Annotated in this window: 13 protein-coding genes and 3 pseudogenes; 7 read left to right on the forward strand and 9 right to left on the reverse strand. The window is 37.6% G+C overall.

Features of this window, described 5'->3' with window-relative positions; all coding sequences use genetic code 11:
• Positions 1-162: 162 nt before the first annotated feature.
• Complete coding sequence (locus tag IV514_RS07010; protein WP_206484247.1) at positions 163-1,203, reverse strand: linear amide C-N hydrolase; 1,041 nt, start codon at positions 1,201-1,203, stop codon at positions 163-165.
• A 53-nt stretch (positions 1,204-1,256) separates the two neighbouring features.
• Positions 1,257-3,521 (reverse strand): TonB-dependent receptor, encoded by a 2,265-nt coding sequence (locus IV514_RS07015; protein ID WP_206484248.1) that lies wholly within the window; start codon positions 3,519-3,521, stop codon positions 1,257-1,259.
• A 340-nt stretch (positions 3,522-3,861) separates the two neighbouring features.
• Between IV514_RS07015 and IV514_RS07020 the strand changes: the two genes are divergently transcribed.
• Entirely contained in the window at positions 3,862-5,481 is a 1,620-nt protein-coding gene (locus IV514_RS07020) for an AMP-binding protein (protein WP_206484249.1), read from the forward strand.
• Positions 5,482-5,524: 43 nt separating this feature from the next.
• On the opposite strand, the gene IV514_RS07025 is transcribed toward IV514_RS07020, so the two are convergent.
• Positions 5,525-6,613: an AraC family transcriptional regulator gene (locus tag IV514_RS07025; RefSeq protein WP_206484250.1), complete on the reverse strand. Its 1,089-nt coding sequence runs from the start codon at positions 6,611-6,613 to the stop codon at positions 5,525-5,527.
• Between the two features lie 697 nt (positions 6,614-7,310).
• Between IV514_RS07025 and IV514_RS07030 the strand changes: the two are divergent.
• The 3 genes and pseudogenes from IV514_RS07030 to IV514_RS17460 form a co-directional block, all read left to right on the forward strand.
• Positions 7,311-7,559 (forward strand): annotated as a pseudogene (locus IV514_RS07030) (endonuclease III); the annotation flags it as partial.
• Positions 7,560-7,670: 111 nt separating this feature from the next.
• Positions 7,671-8,147, forward strand: a complete 477-nt coding sequence (locus IV514_RS07035; RefSeq protein WP_206484251.1) for a hypothetical protein — start codon at positions 7,671-7,673, stop codon at positions 8,145-8,147.
• Positions 8,148-8,294: 147 nt separating this feature from the next.
• Positions 8,295-8,543: pseudogene (locus tag IV514_RS17460) on the forward strand (endonuclease III); the annotation flags it as partial.
• Positions 8,544-8,773: 230 nt separating this feature from the next.
• Here IV514_RS17460 and IV514_RS07040 read toward each other — a convergent pair.
• The 4 genes from IV514_RS07040 to IV514_RS07055 all read right to left on the reverse strand — a co-directional run bounded on the left by IV514_RS07040 (position 8,774) and on the right by IV514_RS07055 (position 12,302).
• Positions 8,774-9,817 (reverse strand): NADP-dependent oxidoreductase, encoded by a 1,044-nt coding sequence (locus tag IV514_RS07040; RefSeq protein ID WP_206484252.1) that lies wholly within the window; start codon positions 9,815-9,817, stop codon positions 8,774-8,776.
• 73 nt (positions 9,818-9,890) lie between these two features.
• On the reverse strand, positions 9,891-11,048 hold the full coding sequence (locus tag IV514_RS07045; RefSeq protein ID WP_206484253.1) for an iron-containing alcohol dehydrogenase: 1,158 nt from the start codon (positions 11,046-11,048) through the stop codon (positions 9,891-9,893).
• Positions 11,049-11,135: 87 nt separating this feature from the next.
• Positions 11,136-11,564 (reverse strand): organic hydroperoxide resistance protein, encoded by a 429-nt coding sequence (locus tag IV514_RS07050; RefSeq protein ID WP_206484254.1) that lies wholly within the window; start codon positions 11,562-11,564, stop codon positions 11,136-11,138.
• A 51-nt stretch (positions 11,565-11,615) separates the two neighbouring features.
• Complete coding sequence (locus IV514_RS07055) at positions 11,616-12,302, reverse strand: type 1 glutamine amidotransferase domain-containing protein (RefSeq protein WP_206484255.1); 687 nt, start codon at positions 12,300-12,302, stop codon at positions 11,616-11,618.
• A gap of 159 nt (positions 12,303-12,461) precedes the next feature.
• Between IV514_RS07055 and IV514_RS07060 the strand changes: the two genes are divergently transcribed.
• Together IV514_RS07060 and IV514_RS07065 are read left to right on the forward strand one after the other, a co-directional pair.
• Positions 12,462-13,376, forward strand: coding sequence for a LysR family transcriptional regulator (locus IV514_RS07060; protein ID WP_206484256.1), 915 nt, complete (start codon positions 12,462-12,464; stop codon positions 13,374-13,376).
• Between the two features lie 125 nt (positions 13,377-13,501).
• A pseudogene (locus IV514_RS07065) lies at positions 13,502-13,762 on the forward strand (endonuclease III); the annotation flags it as partial.
• 211 nt (positions 13,763-13,973) lie between these two features.
• Here the strand turns inward: IV514_RS07065 and IV514_RS07070 are convergent.
• Positions 13,974-14,615 (reverse strand): hypothetical protein, encoded by a 642-nt coding sequence (locus IV514_RS07070; protein WP_206484257.1) that lies wholly within the window; start codon positions 14,613-14,615, stop codon positions 13,974-13,976.
• Between the two features lie 3 nt (positions 14,616-14,618).
• The gene (locus IV514_RS07075; protein WP_206484258.1) at positions 14,619-15,107 is read right to left on the reverse strand and encodes a sigma-70 family RNA polymerase sigma factor; all 489 of its coding nucleotides are present in this window, start codon (positions 15,105-15,107) and stop codon (positions 14,619-14,621) included.
• Positions 15,108-15,614: 507 nt separating this feature from the next.
• Between IV514_RS07075 and IV514_RS07080 the strand changes: the two genes are divergently transcribed.
• Positions 15,615-17,075, forward strand: a complete 1,461-nt coding sequence (locus tag IV514_RS07080) for a hypothetical protein (protein WP_206484259.1) — start codon at positions 15,615-15,617, stop codon at positions 17,073-17,075.
• Positions 17,076-17,143: the final 68 nt, after the last annotated feature.

Here is a 17,143-nt window from a genome sequence, read left to right on the forward strand (position 1 = left end):
TGGCTGACTACTGTCCATAGTAATAATTTTTTTAGCAATATAAACAGTAATAGTCGGTTTTATTTCAAGTGTCTCGGCATAAACAATATGGGAAATGAAGCAGCTATTTAACCAAATAAAAACTGTAGACGTGATAACAAAAATAGATTACATCCTTAGCCCTTATTTTTTGGCCATATCAATTGCTAGGCTTGTTAAGTCCAAGGTGTAACTTGCAGCATCCATTGGAATGCTTATGGTTTTGCCTGATTTAATGAGCTCATACATGTTGATATCATACTGAACCCACTTATCATCATAGGTATACTCAATAACCGTATCACCGGTTTCAAGGCTTTGCGTTAACATCCATTCAGTTGCGTACCCCGCCATTTTTCCATTGATTTCTCTGTTAGCTGCATCATGAGGTATACGAGAGGCAATCGTTGATAACTTCATCATGCCGTTACGTAAACTGCTTGGTTGGGTTAGTTGTTGGTAAAAGTATCTCGCATGTAAATATCTATCCCGTGGGTTAGTATTACCTGTTGAACCAAAATCAACATCTTTATGAGCGCGCTCTTTAGTCGCTGGCGTTTTATGCCAAGCATCAATATGGCTTTGATGGCTCGGTTGATTAGTCATCACCATCGCCTTTTTACCACGATAAACCTTCAAACCATCGGGATCATATTCTATGACAACTCTGTCACCTGATTTATCAGTTAACGACCAATGAAATTGTGGTGGCGACGGCAAGCCTGGCAAACTTACACTAAACGTTTCTAATTGATGAATATTTTTCACCACTTCAGCAACTGACGCATAGTTTGCAAGTAAGTATTCCCCTAAGCTAAGCTGAGAAAGTGAGCCTTTTTTGTCTTCAGCCCCTAAAGTCATTGGTCCATAATAAAGTACGTTCATACTCATGCCTTCACTATTTAAACCATCATGTACTAGACCGCCATAAGCCAATACACCGGCAATAGCGTATTTAGATTTATAAGTACGCCCTGATGATTTAACGCCATGAAGGTAGCGTTGTGTTCCAGCAAGAATAGTGCCTATATAAGGTTTAGTGCTCTCACTCCAGTCGTTATTGCGGGCAGTGATAACACCAAACTGCTCAGTATGCCAAGCAATAGAAGTACAGGCATTAGCCGCAGTCGACGCTAGGCTAAAAGATAATATGGCACTAGTGGTAATATTTTTTAAAATATTCAAATCATTCTCCTTGCATTAAAAAATGAGCTAGGTTACTAGCTCATTTCCTGATTTTAAAAGTTAAACTTCGTTTCTACGCCAAAGGTTCTAGGTTTAGCGTAACCTGCCAAAATGGTGCCAAAGAAGTCTCTAAAACTATTTACCATATGTTCACTTTCAGTTAGGTTTTGTCCCCAAAATGAAACTTCCCATGTACCATTATCACTGAGTAAACTAATGCGAGCATTAACAGTACTAAAATTGTCTGCTTTATCAAAATCGACGGTATCCCCGCCGGGTAATACATAATTCTCATCATTGTTGACCATGAAATACTGCTCAGCGGTGTAATTGTAATCAACTCGATACATGATGCTTGACGATAATGCTGGTACTTCTTGATAATATTGCAGACCAAGCCCTAAGGTTACTTTTGGAGCATTAGGTAGTTCATTACCTGATGCATCACTACCACCAGCACCACCGCCAGGAAAACTATCAAAAGTAGCATCAAGTAAACCTATTGCGCCATTAATTTTAAAGTCATCGGTTATTTGATAGTCAATTTCAACTTCAAGACCTTGGGTGATGACTTCTGCGGCATTGGTAATAGAAAGAGCAGTACGCCCTTCACCTAAGTCAATGTATTGATTAACCTGATAGTCATCATAAACAGCGTAAAATAAAGCCGTATTTAATCGTAAACGATAATCCATTAATTCTGCTTTATAGCCCACTTCAAAACTGGTGACTGTTTCTTCGTTAAATTCAATACCTTCTTGTAAAACTTCTGAGGTAATAAAATCTAAGTTATAACCGCCACTTTTAAACCCTGTTGATACACGTGCATAGGTCTGGCTGTTTTCTGATAAGGCATAATTAATGTTGAATGACGGCGATATATTGGTATCAGTACGCTCATCAATCACCGTACCGGTGGCAATATTAAAAAATCCTGAGTTTGAGCCGTCAATACTCCAGTCGACATTTTTGGTTTCTAATGAATAACGCACACCAAAACCTAACACAATGTCTTCATTTAAATCATAGCTACCATTGGCAAAAAGTGCATGACTACGCGTTTCAATCTCACCATCAATGGCTACCGCAGGACGACCTGGCTGTAGGCGTGGATCACCAAATATACCGATCATACTACCGCCATTGGCATCACGGACTGTTGTGCTATCTAAACCAAATAAATAAGCCCCTAAAATATATTTAAAATCAGCATTATCAGGAGAAATTAATTGTAACTCTTGGCTGGTTTGCTGATAAGCATCAGTATAAAAGGTATTAAGAATATTAAGGGGTCCATGGTCGACATCAATACCAATACTCATTTCAGTATCACGATAAGCAGTGATTGATTTTACTGAAAAATCATTATCAAACGTATAATCTAAGGTGATTGAGCTACCCCAAACTGTTTTGACCTCATCCATATCTTTATCTTGAAAATATTGATACTTATCCGCAGCAGTACCCTGATAAATATCACCAAACATACCATCTGTGGGGTGACCGCCGAAGGGGTCAGATAATGGCATGTTAGAAAATGCCAATCGATCTTGCGTGGTATAATCGGCACTAAAACTTAAATCAAGCTTATCCGTTAATTCAGACAGTAGGTTAATTCGACCGGAGGTTTCATCTTTCTCACCCACTTTAGTATTGAGCATTTTATTTTCAATAAAACCTTCTTGCTCGGCTTTATTTAAAAATACTTTCGCGAAAGTGGTATCACTAAGCGGTATATTCAGCTGAAGGTTGTAATCACGAATATCATAATTGCCTAAATTAACCGTCACAGCGCCTTCAAATTCATCGGTTGGCTCTTGCGAGATTAGGTTGACCGCACCGGCAATGGTATTTTTACCAAATAAAGTTCCTTGTGGCCCTCTAAGTACTTCAACACGCTCTAAGTTAACTAATCCCTGATTAATTGCAGGTGATTGGCCCAAATAAACACCATCGATATAAACCCCGACTCTACTATCAAAACCAATATTTCTACTGTTAGCTCCAACACCACGAATAATAATTTTAGAATTAAAGTCACTACCCTGACTGATGGTTAAATTAGGTGCGGCATCACCAATATCTTTTAGTTTTTTTATGCCTCGTTGCGCTAACTCTTCTTTGCCGACATTGGTAACAGAGATAGGTACATCAATTAAGCGTTCAATTCTTTTTTGTGAAGTAACAACAATGGTTTCTATTTTTTCTTTCTTTTTAGCTTGCTTCATCCCATCATTTTGCGCGAGTGCAACTTGAGACTGGAGGGCGCAAAACACTGCGGTACTGATTAATGACAGTTTTGCTAATGTTGATTTCATTATTTTATTCCTCATATGTTGTAATAATTATTATTATTTTTGTTTTAAACACTATGCATAATTTATGGCAACACAAACAGGGATATCATGCCAACAAAGTATGAAAATCGCGCCAAACAAAAACGCATCTTCCAACCATTTAGATATAAAAAAAACAAATCAAAAAATAAAAAACACCATATTTCAAACGGATAAAGAAAAACACAATAATAAAAACAAAAATAAAAACATACAAAGATGCCAAACAACCCCATTAAGAATTAATTGACATTTATGACTTCGCTTTTATATTGAACTGAAATATCAAGCCAGATTATCAGTAAATATTAATGGGGATTATATGTTTGACCGTGACGCGCACCTACCTAATCTAGAACAAACAAGTTTGGTAGACGAAATAAATAACGCTTGTAAAAAATATGCCCAAAAATCAGCATTTAATTACTTAGGAAAAAGTTATACTTTTGCTGCAATAGATCAATATGCTAAGGCATTTTCTGCTTGGCTACAGCAAAATACCTATTTGGAGCCAGGTGACAGAATAGCCATCCAGTTACCTAATGTAATTCATTACCCAATTGCCGCAATTGCCGCCATGCGTATGGGGTTAGTGATAGTAAATACCAACCCCTTATATACTGCGAGAGAGTTAAGTCATCAATTTAAAGACAGTGGTGCAAAAGCAATTGTTGTACTTGAAGGCATTGCTAATACAGTTAATAAAACGTTACCTGAAAGTAATATAGAAACAGTTATTTTAGTAAGCGCTAATACCCTAAACGAACACCAAACCATATCATTAAGCCATGCTCAACAAGTCATCAGTTTCGGAGAGGTGTTAACTAAAGGAAAATCCCTTTCGCCGACAGAAGTTACTTTTGACAATAGAGCCCTATCATTATTGCAATACACAGGTGGCACAACAGGAGTTTCTAAAGGTGCAATGCTAAGTCAGCACAATTTGCTATCAAATATTTATCAAGTGATATCTCGAATAGATAGCGTTTTTAAACCTGGTGAAGAAAAACTCGTACTACCTCTACCGCTTTATCATATATTTGCCTTCACAATTTCCTACATGTATTTTATTCGTGGTTGCAGTTCAATATTGATCCCTAACCCAAGCGACTTAGATCAATTCGTGCAATTAATAGCAAATGAAAATTTTACTGCTTTTGCTGGAATTAACACCCTATTAATTGGCTTAACTAACCATGAAAAGTTCAAAACTCTAAATTTCAGTAAATTGAAATTTACCATTACTGGTGGCGCAGCAACCACCATGGCCGCAATCAAAAGCTGGCATAACGTTACCGGTTGTAAAGTAAGTGAAGGTTGGGGATTATCTGAATCATCCCCTGCACTCACCCTTAACCCCCCTTCAGACCCACAGGCTAGTTGTGCTGGTTTACCTGTACTTAGTACTGAAATTCGAATTGTCGACAGTAAAGGAAATTCACTTGAACAAGGCAAAGAGGGTGAGGTTTGGGCAAGAGGTCCACAGGTAATGTTAGGTTACTGGCAACGCCCTGAAGCAACCTCAGAAACTTTAACGGCTGACGGTTGGCTAAAAACAGGAGATATTGGTTACATACAAGCTGATGGTTTTATTAAGTTAGTAGATCGCAAAAAGGACATGATCATTGTCTCAGGCTTTAATGTCTATCCTAATGAAATTGAAGATGTGCTCAGTAGCCATGAACATGTATTAGAAGCCGCTGTTATTGGCATGCCGAGCGATAAAACGGGAGAGTCAATTCGTGCTTATGTGACACTGAAGTCAGTAAACTGCACAGTTGAACTATTAAAACAATATTGCAGAGAGCAACTTACTGGCTATAAAAACCCGAAAGAAATTATATTTACTCAAGCTTTACCAAAATCTCCTGTCGGTAAGATCCTCAGAAGAGAGCTTCGTCAGCAAGCATTAGCTGAAATTGAAAAGATTGCTGAGGCATAATGATAGGGCTAACTAAAAACAATCTCTTTATTTAAAAAATCCATTAATGAATAATGGTTTTGTGCTGCTGAAATTTTTTTCTATACACTGAAGGACAAGTATCAAACCAATTTCTAAAGGCTACATTCAAGCTGTTACTATCACTGTAACCAAGAAACAGAGCAATTTCCAAAATTGATTGCTCTGTTTCAACTAAATAATATTCAACTTTCTCTTTACGGTATTCTTCAAGTACAAAGCCAAAACTAGTTTGTTCTGTTTTTAGCTGTCGTTGCAAAGTCCGTTTGCTAAAACCTATATATTGCGCCACGCTGGTCAAATTCCCCTCTCCCTTGGGTAGTAACGAAGCTAACGCCATCCGTACTTTTGATTCACAAGTATCCTGATGAGATAAATTCTTTAATATTGGTGCCGCTAAGGTTTTTAACATCGCATGCAATTCAGCATTCCCCTGATTTAAAGGCAAATTTAGCATTGAGGGGTCGATAAACATCTTAGTCGTCGCATGAGAAAAACTGATGTTCTCGCCAAATACTCTAATGTATTCAGCTAGCTCTTTGGGCTTAGGAAAACAAAACTCAATTTTTATCATTGAAAATTTATCATCACTAAGCTGCCTAAGTATGCTTACCCAAACCAAGAAGGTTACCCGTTGCAAATAATGACAATTTTGGTAAGTCTCAGTAATGGGAGACCACTCATAGATAAAACAGCCATTTTTATAATAGGTGGAGCTATGACCAAAGCAAGCAATTAGTTTTCGATGCTGCAATTGCATTCTTAGCAAGTTCAAAACGGTTGTGCTTGTTAGTGCTAATAAACCACATAAGCCATAATGTACAGGTTTGGTAAACTTGATAGTTTGTAAAGCAAGGTCAATATCTCCAGCCATATACTCAGCAGCATGAATAAGTCGAACAACATCTCTTATTGGGTAATATTCATTAGGGCTACACTCTCCCAATACAGGCCATTGGGCCAATTGGTATAGTTTTTCTCTAGAGCCACAATCAAGTTTTAATGTTGAATTGACTATAACATTAACGATACTGCCTAAAACAGGCCATGAGTTTTTAATATCTAAGGCAAATGTTTTTTCTTGAAAATACATTTCATCTAAGTTTGTAGGCATAGACATAACCTGTATTGAGTAGGGTTGTAATGATTAAAGTGCTAACTTTTCTGATATTTATATTGGCATTCTGACATGATTTAATAGATTCAACCAGTCTCGCTAATAGATAACCTTAACTGGAGAAGTTAAATATCGCCAAGAAAAACATTGTAAAGATCTTTAACCCACCCTGCAGTTAAAAAGAATTAAAAAATCAATAAAATACTACAAAAGAGGATTCAGTCAAAGAGTCCTATTTTTCACTTCCTAGCTCTGTCTATTTTTGGTGTTGAGGTTAGCTAAATAGCCAGTTAATGTAGAGTTCTAGATCCTAAACAGACAATTTGAACTTTTGTTGGGACAAATATATTACATAAAGTCTATCTGGGTTTGTGCGCCAGAGCGCCTTAGAAGTATGAAGTAAAAATGTCAGCTATGTGATCATAAAGTTGCCCTTCGTTGCATCTAATTATTTATGCCACCAAAACAAATTAAGTATTAAAATATAATTTTTATTAGGGGCAGCAATCGTATCTAAGCGAACGGTAGGAGGGCGGGTTTTATGCTTATATCATCCACCTCTAAAGGCTTACTAAACCTTCGTTTTAAGTCTAAAGTTAACGTCTGCTTTCTTGCTGAAGTTAAAAATGAAGACAGTTAACCGAATCGCTGAAATTGGCACAATTCAGAAGTTCAATTACATCTACCATAATTATCTTTCGTCTGGCCTACCATAGCAGTGGACACCCATATCGACCGTGTATCCAATCGCACTAAATTCGCCCCCGGCAAAAACGTCAAAGAAGTAGAAGAAAAGCTTCTGAAAGTGGTCCCTAAAGAGTTCAAAGTAGACGTGCACCACTGGCTTATTCTACACGGTCGTTACGTTTGTGTGGCCAGAAAACCTAAATGTGGTGCTTGTTTGATTGAAGACTTGTGTGAGTTTAAAGAGAAAACAGAGTGAACGTCTGTTTAGAGCTTGAAACGGACATTGGATTATTGATTTATCGAAACCTTACAAGGTATGCTACCTTGTAAGGTCTAAATAATACGCTTTTGCTGAATAAGGATTGTCATGCGAATAGTTTCAATTTTATTATTAATGGTCGTTAAGTTGTCTTATGCGAATAATAACGAGTCATTGATCGTTGGAGAATGGCGATGTGACTATTACTTTGAAGTTTATGATTACGATCTAAACTTTATAGTAACCAATAAAATAGAATTTATTTCAGGTGGAAAGACTAAGCATATTCATATTTTTAGTATGGAAGGTAAAGAGGACTTTTTCTGGTTTAAAACGTTATCATCAGGAGTATGGCAAATTGAAGGCGATAAATTAACTGACAAGATAATTTCTACTAAAATTATTGATGGTTCAATACCTGAACCTATAACCGCTAAAAATTTGATAGAGGCTATTGAATTAGATGGTAAAAGGGGAGTCTCTGAAATAACAATATTAAAAAAAATATCTTTTCGAAAAGAAGTATTTAATCGAAAAATTGATAAGCTAATTGAAACACATTCCTTCCCATGCAAAAAATTATAGCTAACAGAGTTTTTTAAATACCAGATAGCGAATTTTTCTTCGGTTCTGCTTCATATTATAGAAAATTATTGCTTAGTCCATTAGCGAGGTATTATCAACAACTGTTTCTGGCACAATTCAGAAGTTCAATTACATCTACCATAATTATCATTCGGCTGGCCTACCATAGCAGTGGACACACATATCGACCGTGTATCCAACCCCACTAAATTCGCCCCCGGCAAAAACGTCAAAGAAGTAGAAGAAAAGCTTCTGAAAGTGGTCCCCAAAGAATTCAAAGTCGACGTGCACCATTGGCTCATTCTACATGGCCGCTATACTTGTATTGCCCGTAAACCGCGATGTGGCTCGTGTTTAATTGAATACTCGTGTGAGTTTAAAGAGAAAACAGAGTAGCGCCTCCCCTTCAACAACTTGTTCTAAAACTTTGATAACTTGGGAACACACCTCAGTATTTTGGGCATAGCTGTAAGGTAATGAACAATGCTTAGTATTATGTAAGGGCATAATCTTTTGCAGCGATTAAATGACTGCCCCACTATCTTAAATAAATCATATCCATAACCTAGTGTTGGCCTCAATTAAAGTTAAAGGTAACGGCTATGTTACCTTCAACTTTACTATAATTATTCGAGTTCATCTGGCCCAACACGTACAACTAACTTACCGAAATTTTCACCTTGTAATAAACCAATAAAAGCATTTACTGCGCTATCAAGGCCTTCCACTATATGCTCTTTATACTTTATCTCGCCAGCCATTAACCACTTCACCATTTGCTCGCTAAATTCGTTATAACGATGACCATAATCATCAAACACAATGAACCCCTGCATTTTTATACGCTTAACCAATAGTGTGCCCATTAATAAAGACAATCTGTCAGGTCCACTGGGTAATTCAGTTGCGTTATACTGAGAAATTAGTCCGCACAAAGGCACTCGCGCACAGCTATTTAATAATGGCATCACAGCGTCAAACACTTTACCGCCAACATTTTCAAAATATACATCAATACCTGATGGACAAACCGACGCTAATTGCTCAGCTAAATTTTCACTTTTATGATCTATACAATAATCAAACCCTAAAGTCTCAACCGCATATCGGCATTTGGTCTCGCCACCAGCAATCCCCACCACTGTACAACCTTGTAACTTAGCGATTTGGCCCACTAAACTGCCCACTGCACCTGTTGCCGCAGCAACCACTACTGTTTCACCTGCTTTTGGCTGACCAATATCAAGTAAGCCCATATAAGCCGTTAAACCAGGCATCCCTAATACGCCTAAGGCATATGAATATTTAGCCATGTTATTATCAAGCTTAAGTAATTCATCTCCTTTAGTGACGCTATAATCCTGCCAACCGCCAAAGGCAACAACCCAATCACCTGGTTTATATTCTTCATGCCTTGATTCTTCTACTCGACATACACTGCCACCAACCATCACCTCGTTTAAAACAACAGGGTCTGCATAAGATTTAGCATCATTCATTCGACCTCGCATATAAGGGTCAAGAGAAAGATAAACGGTACGCAGCAAAACTTCTCCTACTTCAGGTGTTGGTTTTTCACTTTGAACCAGGTTGAAGTTTTCAGCTACTGGTGCCCCTGAAGGCCTTGATGCTAAAAGGATTTGGCGATTTATATCGGTTGTTTGAGTCATAATATTTCCATAATTAAAGGGTTGACTAGCGGCATATAGGATTTCCTATTCACCACTAGTGCTTGTCTGGTAGTTATAATGCTTGAATTAAGATCTCACGACTTTTATCTAAGGTTATATCACCGTGTTCACCAAGTGCCGTCATACCATGTTCTTCTAATCGCTTAATAAGTAAGTCAATATCTTTAGTGCCAAGGTCAACGTCAGACAATCGTGTAGGTACTTGCATTTTAATGAAAAACTGTTCGGTTAAGAGAATAGCTTGATCAATACGAGCATTATCATCACCTTCAGTTAATTGCCAAACTCGCGATGCATATTGAAGTAATTTCTCACGCTTTTTCTCGCGACAGACTTTCATGACTGCTGGCAATACTATAGATAGGGTACGTGCGTGATCAATTCCGAACGCCCCAGTTAATTCATGGCCTATCATATGTGTTGACCAATCTTGTGGGACACCAGCACCAATCAGACCATTTAATGCCATGGTTGCCGACCACATAATATTGGCTCTAATTTCTAGGTTTTCTTTAGTTGCAGGATCTAGGGCTTTAGGCCCTTCTTCAATTAAGGTTTGCAATAGTCCTTCACTAAAACGGTCTTGTACTTTGCCATTAACGCTATAGGTTAAATACTGCTCGATAGTATGAACAAATGCATCAACTACACCATTGCCGATTTGACGATCCGATAGTGACAAAGTGACTTTTGGATCCAACACAGCAAATAATGGACGAACCAGAGGACTTGAAAATGGCAGTTTATTTCCGTCTCTAGTGACAACAGAGTTACCATTACTTTCAGAGCCTGTGGCAGGAAGCGTTAAAACCGCGCCAATAGGTAATGCCTGTGTAATGGTTTGCTGCTTAGCAAGAATATCCCAAGGGTCATTGCCATCAAATAATGTGGCAGCGGCAATAAATTTAGCACCATCAACTACAGAGCCACCACCAACTGCAAGTATATAATCAATACTTTGTGCTTTAATAATTGTTTGAGCTTTCATTAACGTGTCATAACTTGGGTTTGGTTCAATACCTGAAAATTCAAACCAAGTGTGTTTATCAAGCGCAGTAACCACTTGTTGGTATACCCCATTACTTTTTATAGAGCCACCACCATAAACCAGTAACACTCTTGCATCTAATGGAATTTCTTGTGAAATGGCGGCAATTTGCCCTTCACCAAAATGGATACGGGTTGGGTTTTGAAAACTGAAATTTAACATTGTTATGTCCTAAAGCGTTTCAAGAAAATAATTTTTAAAAAGGCTCGTTAAAATAAAAATTGAGCGTTTTATTTATTAAGTTGGGTATTAAATAATGGTTAAGGTAACGTCAATGTTGCCGCGTGTAGCGTTTGAGTACGGGCAGACTTGATGTGCTTTATCTACCATGCGCTGTGCTTTTTCTTTATCCATATCGCCTAATGAAATCGCAAGTTTCACTGCTATGCCAAAGCCGCCTTCAACTGCACCAATCGCGACTTCTGAATTGATATAAGTATCGCGAGGTAATGCGGATTTTTCTTGACCGGCAACAAATTTTAATGCACCAATAAAACAAGCTGCATAACCCGCTGCAAACAATTGCTCAGGATTAGTGCCTTGTCCATCATCGCCGCCTAAACCTTTAGGTGTTGACAATGAAACGTCTAAACGGCCGTCGTCAGATTTTGCAGTACCTTCACGACCACCAGTGGCTGTTGCTTTTGCAGTATAAGCTATGTTTTGTAATTTTTTCATATTGAATTCCAGTTAATTTTTGTTGAGTAAGCAGTTTATAAATACGTTAGTTTAAGCAGAAAGATGAGCAAGTAACTTTTCAGCAGCTAATGCTGAACTCGCAGGGTTTTGCCCAGTAATAATAAGACCGTCTTGTACGACAAAAGCATTCCAGTCTTGTGTTTTTTGGTAGTCACCGCCACGCTTAATGAGTTCATCTTCAAGTAAAAATGGCACCACTTCGGTTAATTGCACGGCTTCTTCTTCACTGTTAGTAAAGCCAGTTACCGCTTTACCTTTAATAGCAAATTCGCCAGAAGCTTGTTTTACATTTAATAAAGCGGCACTGGCATGACAAACTGCCGCAACGCCTTTACCCGCATTGAGAAAGTTTTCAATTAACGTAATTGAGTCAGTATTGTCGGTAAGATCCCACAAAGGACCATGACCACCAGGGTAGAACACACCATCAAAGTCACTTTCGTTAACTGAAGATAATTTTACTGTGGTCGCTATTTTAGCTTGCGCGACATTATCAGCATCAAAACGGTGAGTGGCCTCAGTTTGGAAGTCTTCTAATGTGCTTGTTGGGTCAATAGGTGCTTGCCCGCCTTTTGGTGTGGCCAAGGTGACTTCAACACCCGCATCAACAAATGCGTAATAAGGTGCGGCAAATTCCTCAACCCAAAAACCGGTTTTATTACCTGTGTTGCCAAGTTCATCGTGCGAAGTAAGTACCATCAATATTTTTTTAGTCATAATTATTTATCCGGTTATCAATATAGGTAAGTGCGCTTTCATTTTCTATGTAAGCAGTATAGACTCATGAACACACATGAACAATGCAGATAAAACTGATAACATTGTATTAAAAATTGATACAATAAATAAGATGTGTTTTCATTGATGGGTAAGTGTATGAATGTGTCATTTGAACAACTCAAGAGTATGGTTGTTTTTGCTCAAGTTATTGAACAAGGCAGTTTAAGTGCGGCAGCGAAACATTTAGGACTCTCTCGAGCAGTAGTCAGTTATCACCTGAAAAAGCTGGAAGCACAACTCGAAGTAAAATTGCTTAACCGAACAACACGTTCGATTAGTCTCACGGAAGCGGGTCAAGCCTATTATGAACGCTGCCATGCAATTGCCCAACAAGCCAGTACTGCTAATCAACAAATTGAAAACTTTAAAAATGAGCCTATTGGGTTACTTAAAATAACCTGCCCCGTAAATGTTGGCTTACAGACTATTGTGCCAGCACTAAATGAGTTTAAGAAAATTTATCCAAAAATTGAACTTGATGTCATGCTGACCGACGAAGTCGTCAATATCATAAAAGAAGGAATCGATTTGGCGATCCGCGGGGCACCATTGCCAGACTCTGGTTTACAAGCGAGTAAATTAGCCACCTTAAAAACCTGTCTGTGTGGTTCTCCCGAGTATTTTCTTCAATATGGACAACCTAAAAATCCTGATGATTTAGTTAATCATCAATGGGTAATCTACAAATTAACCTCTGGGGTATTAAACCTAACTAAAGGTGGCCGCTCTTTTAGCATAGCCACCAAAGGAAGCATCACAACTAATAATGCTGCTGCTCGTACTGCATTTGTTGAAGCTGGCCACGGCTTAGCTCGAATTCCTATTTATGATGCTTGGCCAAAAATACAAGCTGGCACCTTACAAACCGTACTTGATGACTATGCATTTAACGACATAAATGTGTATGGTGTGTTCCCTCCGGGCACTGCCAACACGAAAAAGCTGAGATTATTACTTAATTTTTTGAAGGAATATTTTGCTGGCCAAATAAACTTAAGCTCTACCCAATAATGATTATCAGTACTCTTTGCTACGTGAATATTCCTTACCTTAAAGATTTATTTTTCTATAATATATAAAATTTTCTATAAGGTAGAAACGCCCACTTGCTCGTTGCCCAACGGGAATGCATCTATCTACTATCATTATCTTTTGGTTATCCTACCATAGCGGTAGATACGCATATATTCCGTGTTTCTAACCCAACAAACCTTGCCCCAAGCAAGAATGTCGATTTAGTCGAGCAAAAATTGCTTAAAGTCGTACCGAAAGAATTTAAAGTCGATGTTCATCATTGGTTGATATTGCATGGGCGTTATACCTGCATGGCACGTAAACCAGAGTATGGCAGTTGTATTATTGAAGACTTGTGTGAATTTAAAGAGAAAACTGAGTAATCATTAACTCTTTTGAGCAAAAATCACTTTAGATAGGATCAGCGATACAGCAGAGACTGTTTGACCACAATAAAAATAGTAGACCCTAAGAAAATGTCACCATAACGTTGATATGAAGTAATTACATGAAGGGGCGCTAACGCCCAAATATAAACCGAAGCGTCAGCGATGTTTAGAATAGGCATGTAGGTGCCAAGACTTATTGTGCAGGTTACTTTCTCAATTCTTCCATATCAGTAATGAGTTCGTCCAACTTTTTAAACTGACGACCGTAAACTATATTGAGATCCAAGCGATAAAGCGCTTCAGCATATTTGGCTACAATCAAGGTAATTATGGCTAAAACCACTATAAGATAATAAGGTTGACCCAATATCATAATGCCAGTTGGAACTGCCTCTACTAACAGTGCAATAAGGTTTTCGCCTGCTTTGCTAACGATCCCTTGAATAGCCATACCAATAAAGAACATCGGATAAAAGAATTTGTAATAGCGAGAATACGCTTTTATCGAACTTTTCAGCCAGCTATTAAAATTCATAATGTAATCATAACTACTCTGTTCTTTTGACAAGTTAAAAGATTTTTTAAGTTCTTTTTTAGCAATGATGATCAGTGGCAATAGTAAGCAACATATATATAAGCCTAGAAATGGAGCCCCGATAAGACTCATCATAACAAGCATAATTAAACAGCCTAGGATGAGGGCTTTTATATTGAGAGCAAACATATTTTGTAGTTTATCAACAATATTTTGTGATTTGCGATTATATAAATCATTAATTTTTGGGGCAGTTAAGTGAGCCTCGTTAACAAAGCCTTCTTTCCACATCGTTTCTATTGATTTTGTCATGCGTTAATCCTTTTGATTAATAAATTTGTTTAGCTTGCCTTTTATCCGATTTATTCGAACACCAATATTATTTGAATTACTCCCAATCATTTCAGCTATTTCATCGTAAGATTTTTCTTCCAGATAAAGTAAAATTATGGCTCTATCGGTTTCAGAGAGGTGTTTGATAGCACTATATAATTGATTAATTTCATCACTGACAAATGCCTTGCTGTCGTCGATGACTTCCTCGGGTAAGGCATCTGAAACAATCTGTTTATCACCACTTTTTCGTCGCTTCAAATAGGTTAAGCATACGTTAAGCGAAATGCGATATATCCACGTTGACCATTCACATTGTTGATTAAAATTATCTTTACTACGCCAAATTTGTAGGCATACCTCTTGATAATAATCTTCAAAATCTTCTTGGCTGTTGGTATAAGCTCGACAAATTTTAATGATAATACTCGCAAAAGGCAGTATAGATAGCTGGTAAAAGTCACTTCCCATTTAGATTCTGTTATCCTCATTGATGTTATGATTAGTTAGTGGCGCGGAGTATGAGTTTATTACAGTGTGGGCGAAAAATTTTTTTTATGATTATAAGAGGTATTGATTAAGTTATACTCAGAAAAACACGGATAGCTAGTTAGTACGCAAAATTAGTTTACGACCTCAGTTGTTTTGTATTGCTATACGGCTAGTGTAAAAAAGTGTTTTACTTTATTTTACCTTTTTAAATATGAACGGGTATTTTGAGGTGTTAGATAAAACAGAGTAGCTTATCAGGTAGAAAAAGTGTTTTTAAACAGTCAAGCTACCTTGGCAGTATATCTATGACACTATAACGCAATTGTTCAATTGTGTTTACTCAAAGCAGAATAACAAAAAAACAAATGTTGGCTAAACTCGCTTCAAGATAAAAATTCTTCTTAATATCCGTTATAATTACCTTTAAGCTCGACTTTATGATACAACGACTATCTTGGGTTTTAGTTGTATTTTGGAGGTAACCCTATGGCACAACCACTTAAATCACTCACTTATGAGGACGTTGAATTATTTTGTGAACAAACCCTCCAAGCAGGTGGATCTGTAACCATAGAGCGTCTGCTAGCAGAGTTCCCCAATGACCCTGTTGATGTCGTTGCCTATTTTGACCAGTGGCATCAAGATAAATTGAACAAATCGTTGAATACTTCTTCACAAAATTCAGACAACAAGTCCGAAACTCCGCCTAACATTAGCCAAGTAATGCAGGAAGAAATAGCCAAGCAGCATGTTAGCCATGTTAAAGACCAACAAACCTTGCAGACTCAACAACAAGATATCGAACAATTTCTTATCACTAAAAGCCAAGAGTTGCAGGCAAACCTTGAGGGTCAATCTAAGTTTGTCGACGAAGCTCATAAACAACTAAAACAACAATCGCAAAAATTTCAGGAGCAATTTCAACAACTAACTAGCGGCTACAACGATGAAGTTAATATCTTAAAACAACACCACCAGCAGTCGTTACTCGCTCAACAAGAAGCGCACCAAATAGCCATTGAACGCGTTATCAATGAAAATGCAGCACAACTTGATAACTTAAGCGATCAAGTGACACAATTAGCTGAAACAAATACTTTTCTAGAAGCGAAAGCTGATGAATACCTCGCCAGTCAGCAACAAGTAAGCAAGTTGCAAACAACCATAGACCAACTTGAAAAGCAATTAACTGAAGAAAAAGCAGAGCAAGCACAACATATTGCAACAGCAAAAAAACAATACCAAGCAAACCTCAACGCACTACGCGATGCTCACCAACAAGAAATTAGTGAATTAAAGACCTCTCATCAAAGTGAATTAGTAAAAGCCTCCTCTCAAAATGTGCAACAAGCCGATGAGAGCAGCGAACAACTAAGCAAAATACAACAGGATAATAAAGTTCTGAAACAACAACTTGCAGAAGCACAATCAAAATCTGCTCAATTACACGCACGCCTTGTTAATGTCAGTAATGACACTAGCAAAGATAGAGAAACTAAGACTAAATTACTGGCATCACTTGAAGAAGCAAATAGCAAAATTATCTTGCTAGAGCAGCAAATATCTCAGCAAAGAACTGGTTTAACGGAAGAAAGTGATTTAAATTCGCTTGAAAAAGCAGAACGAATGATCACAGTTTTACGTAGTGAAAACAATAAATTAGCAAACCAACTTCATCATATAAAAACCAATTCAATTGCGACAATTGAGCGATTAACCGATAAATCTGATCAAGCCATGACTCGTATTAAAGAGCTTGAATCACAGCTTGATTTAGAAGTACAAAGCAATAGTTCAGCCAAAGTAGAAAGAATAGCACTTAAAGAAAAGTTAGAGTTAATGAAGCATAATCAAGCATCTACATTTGAGCGATTAACTAACAACGTAGAAAAAGCCAAAGCAAAAATAAAAGCGTTAGAACAACAGCTTGCTCAGGTAAATTCTTAATCGTATCTAAGCGCTAACCACACTCATTGCAGAATTTAAACATGAGTTTTCAGAGCTGAGTTGCAGAG

The organism is Thalassotalea sp. G2M2-11 (assembly GCF_017168195.1).
Lineage (GTDB): Bacteria > Pseudomonadota > Gammaproteobacteria > Enterobacterales > Alteromonadaceae > Thalassotalea_E.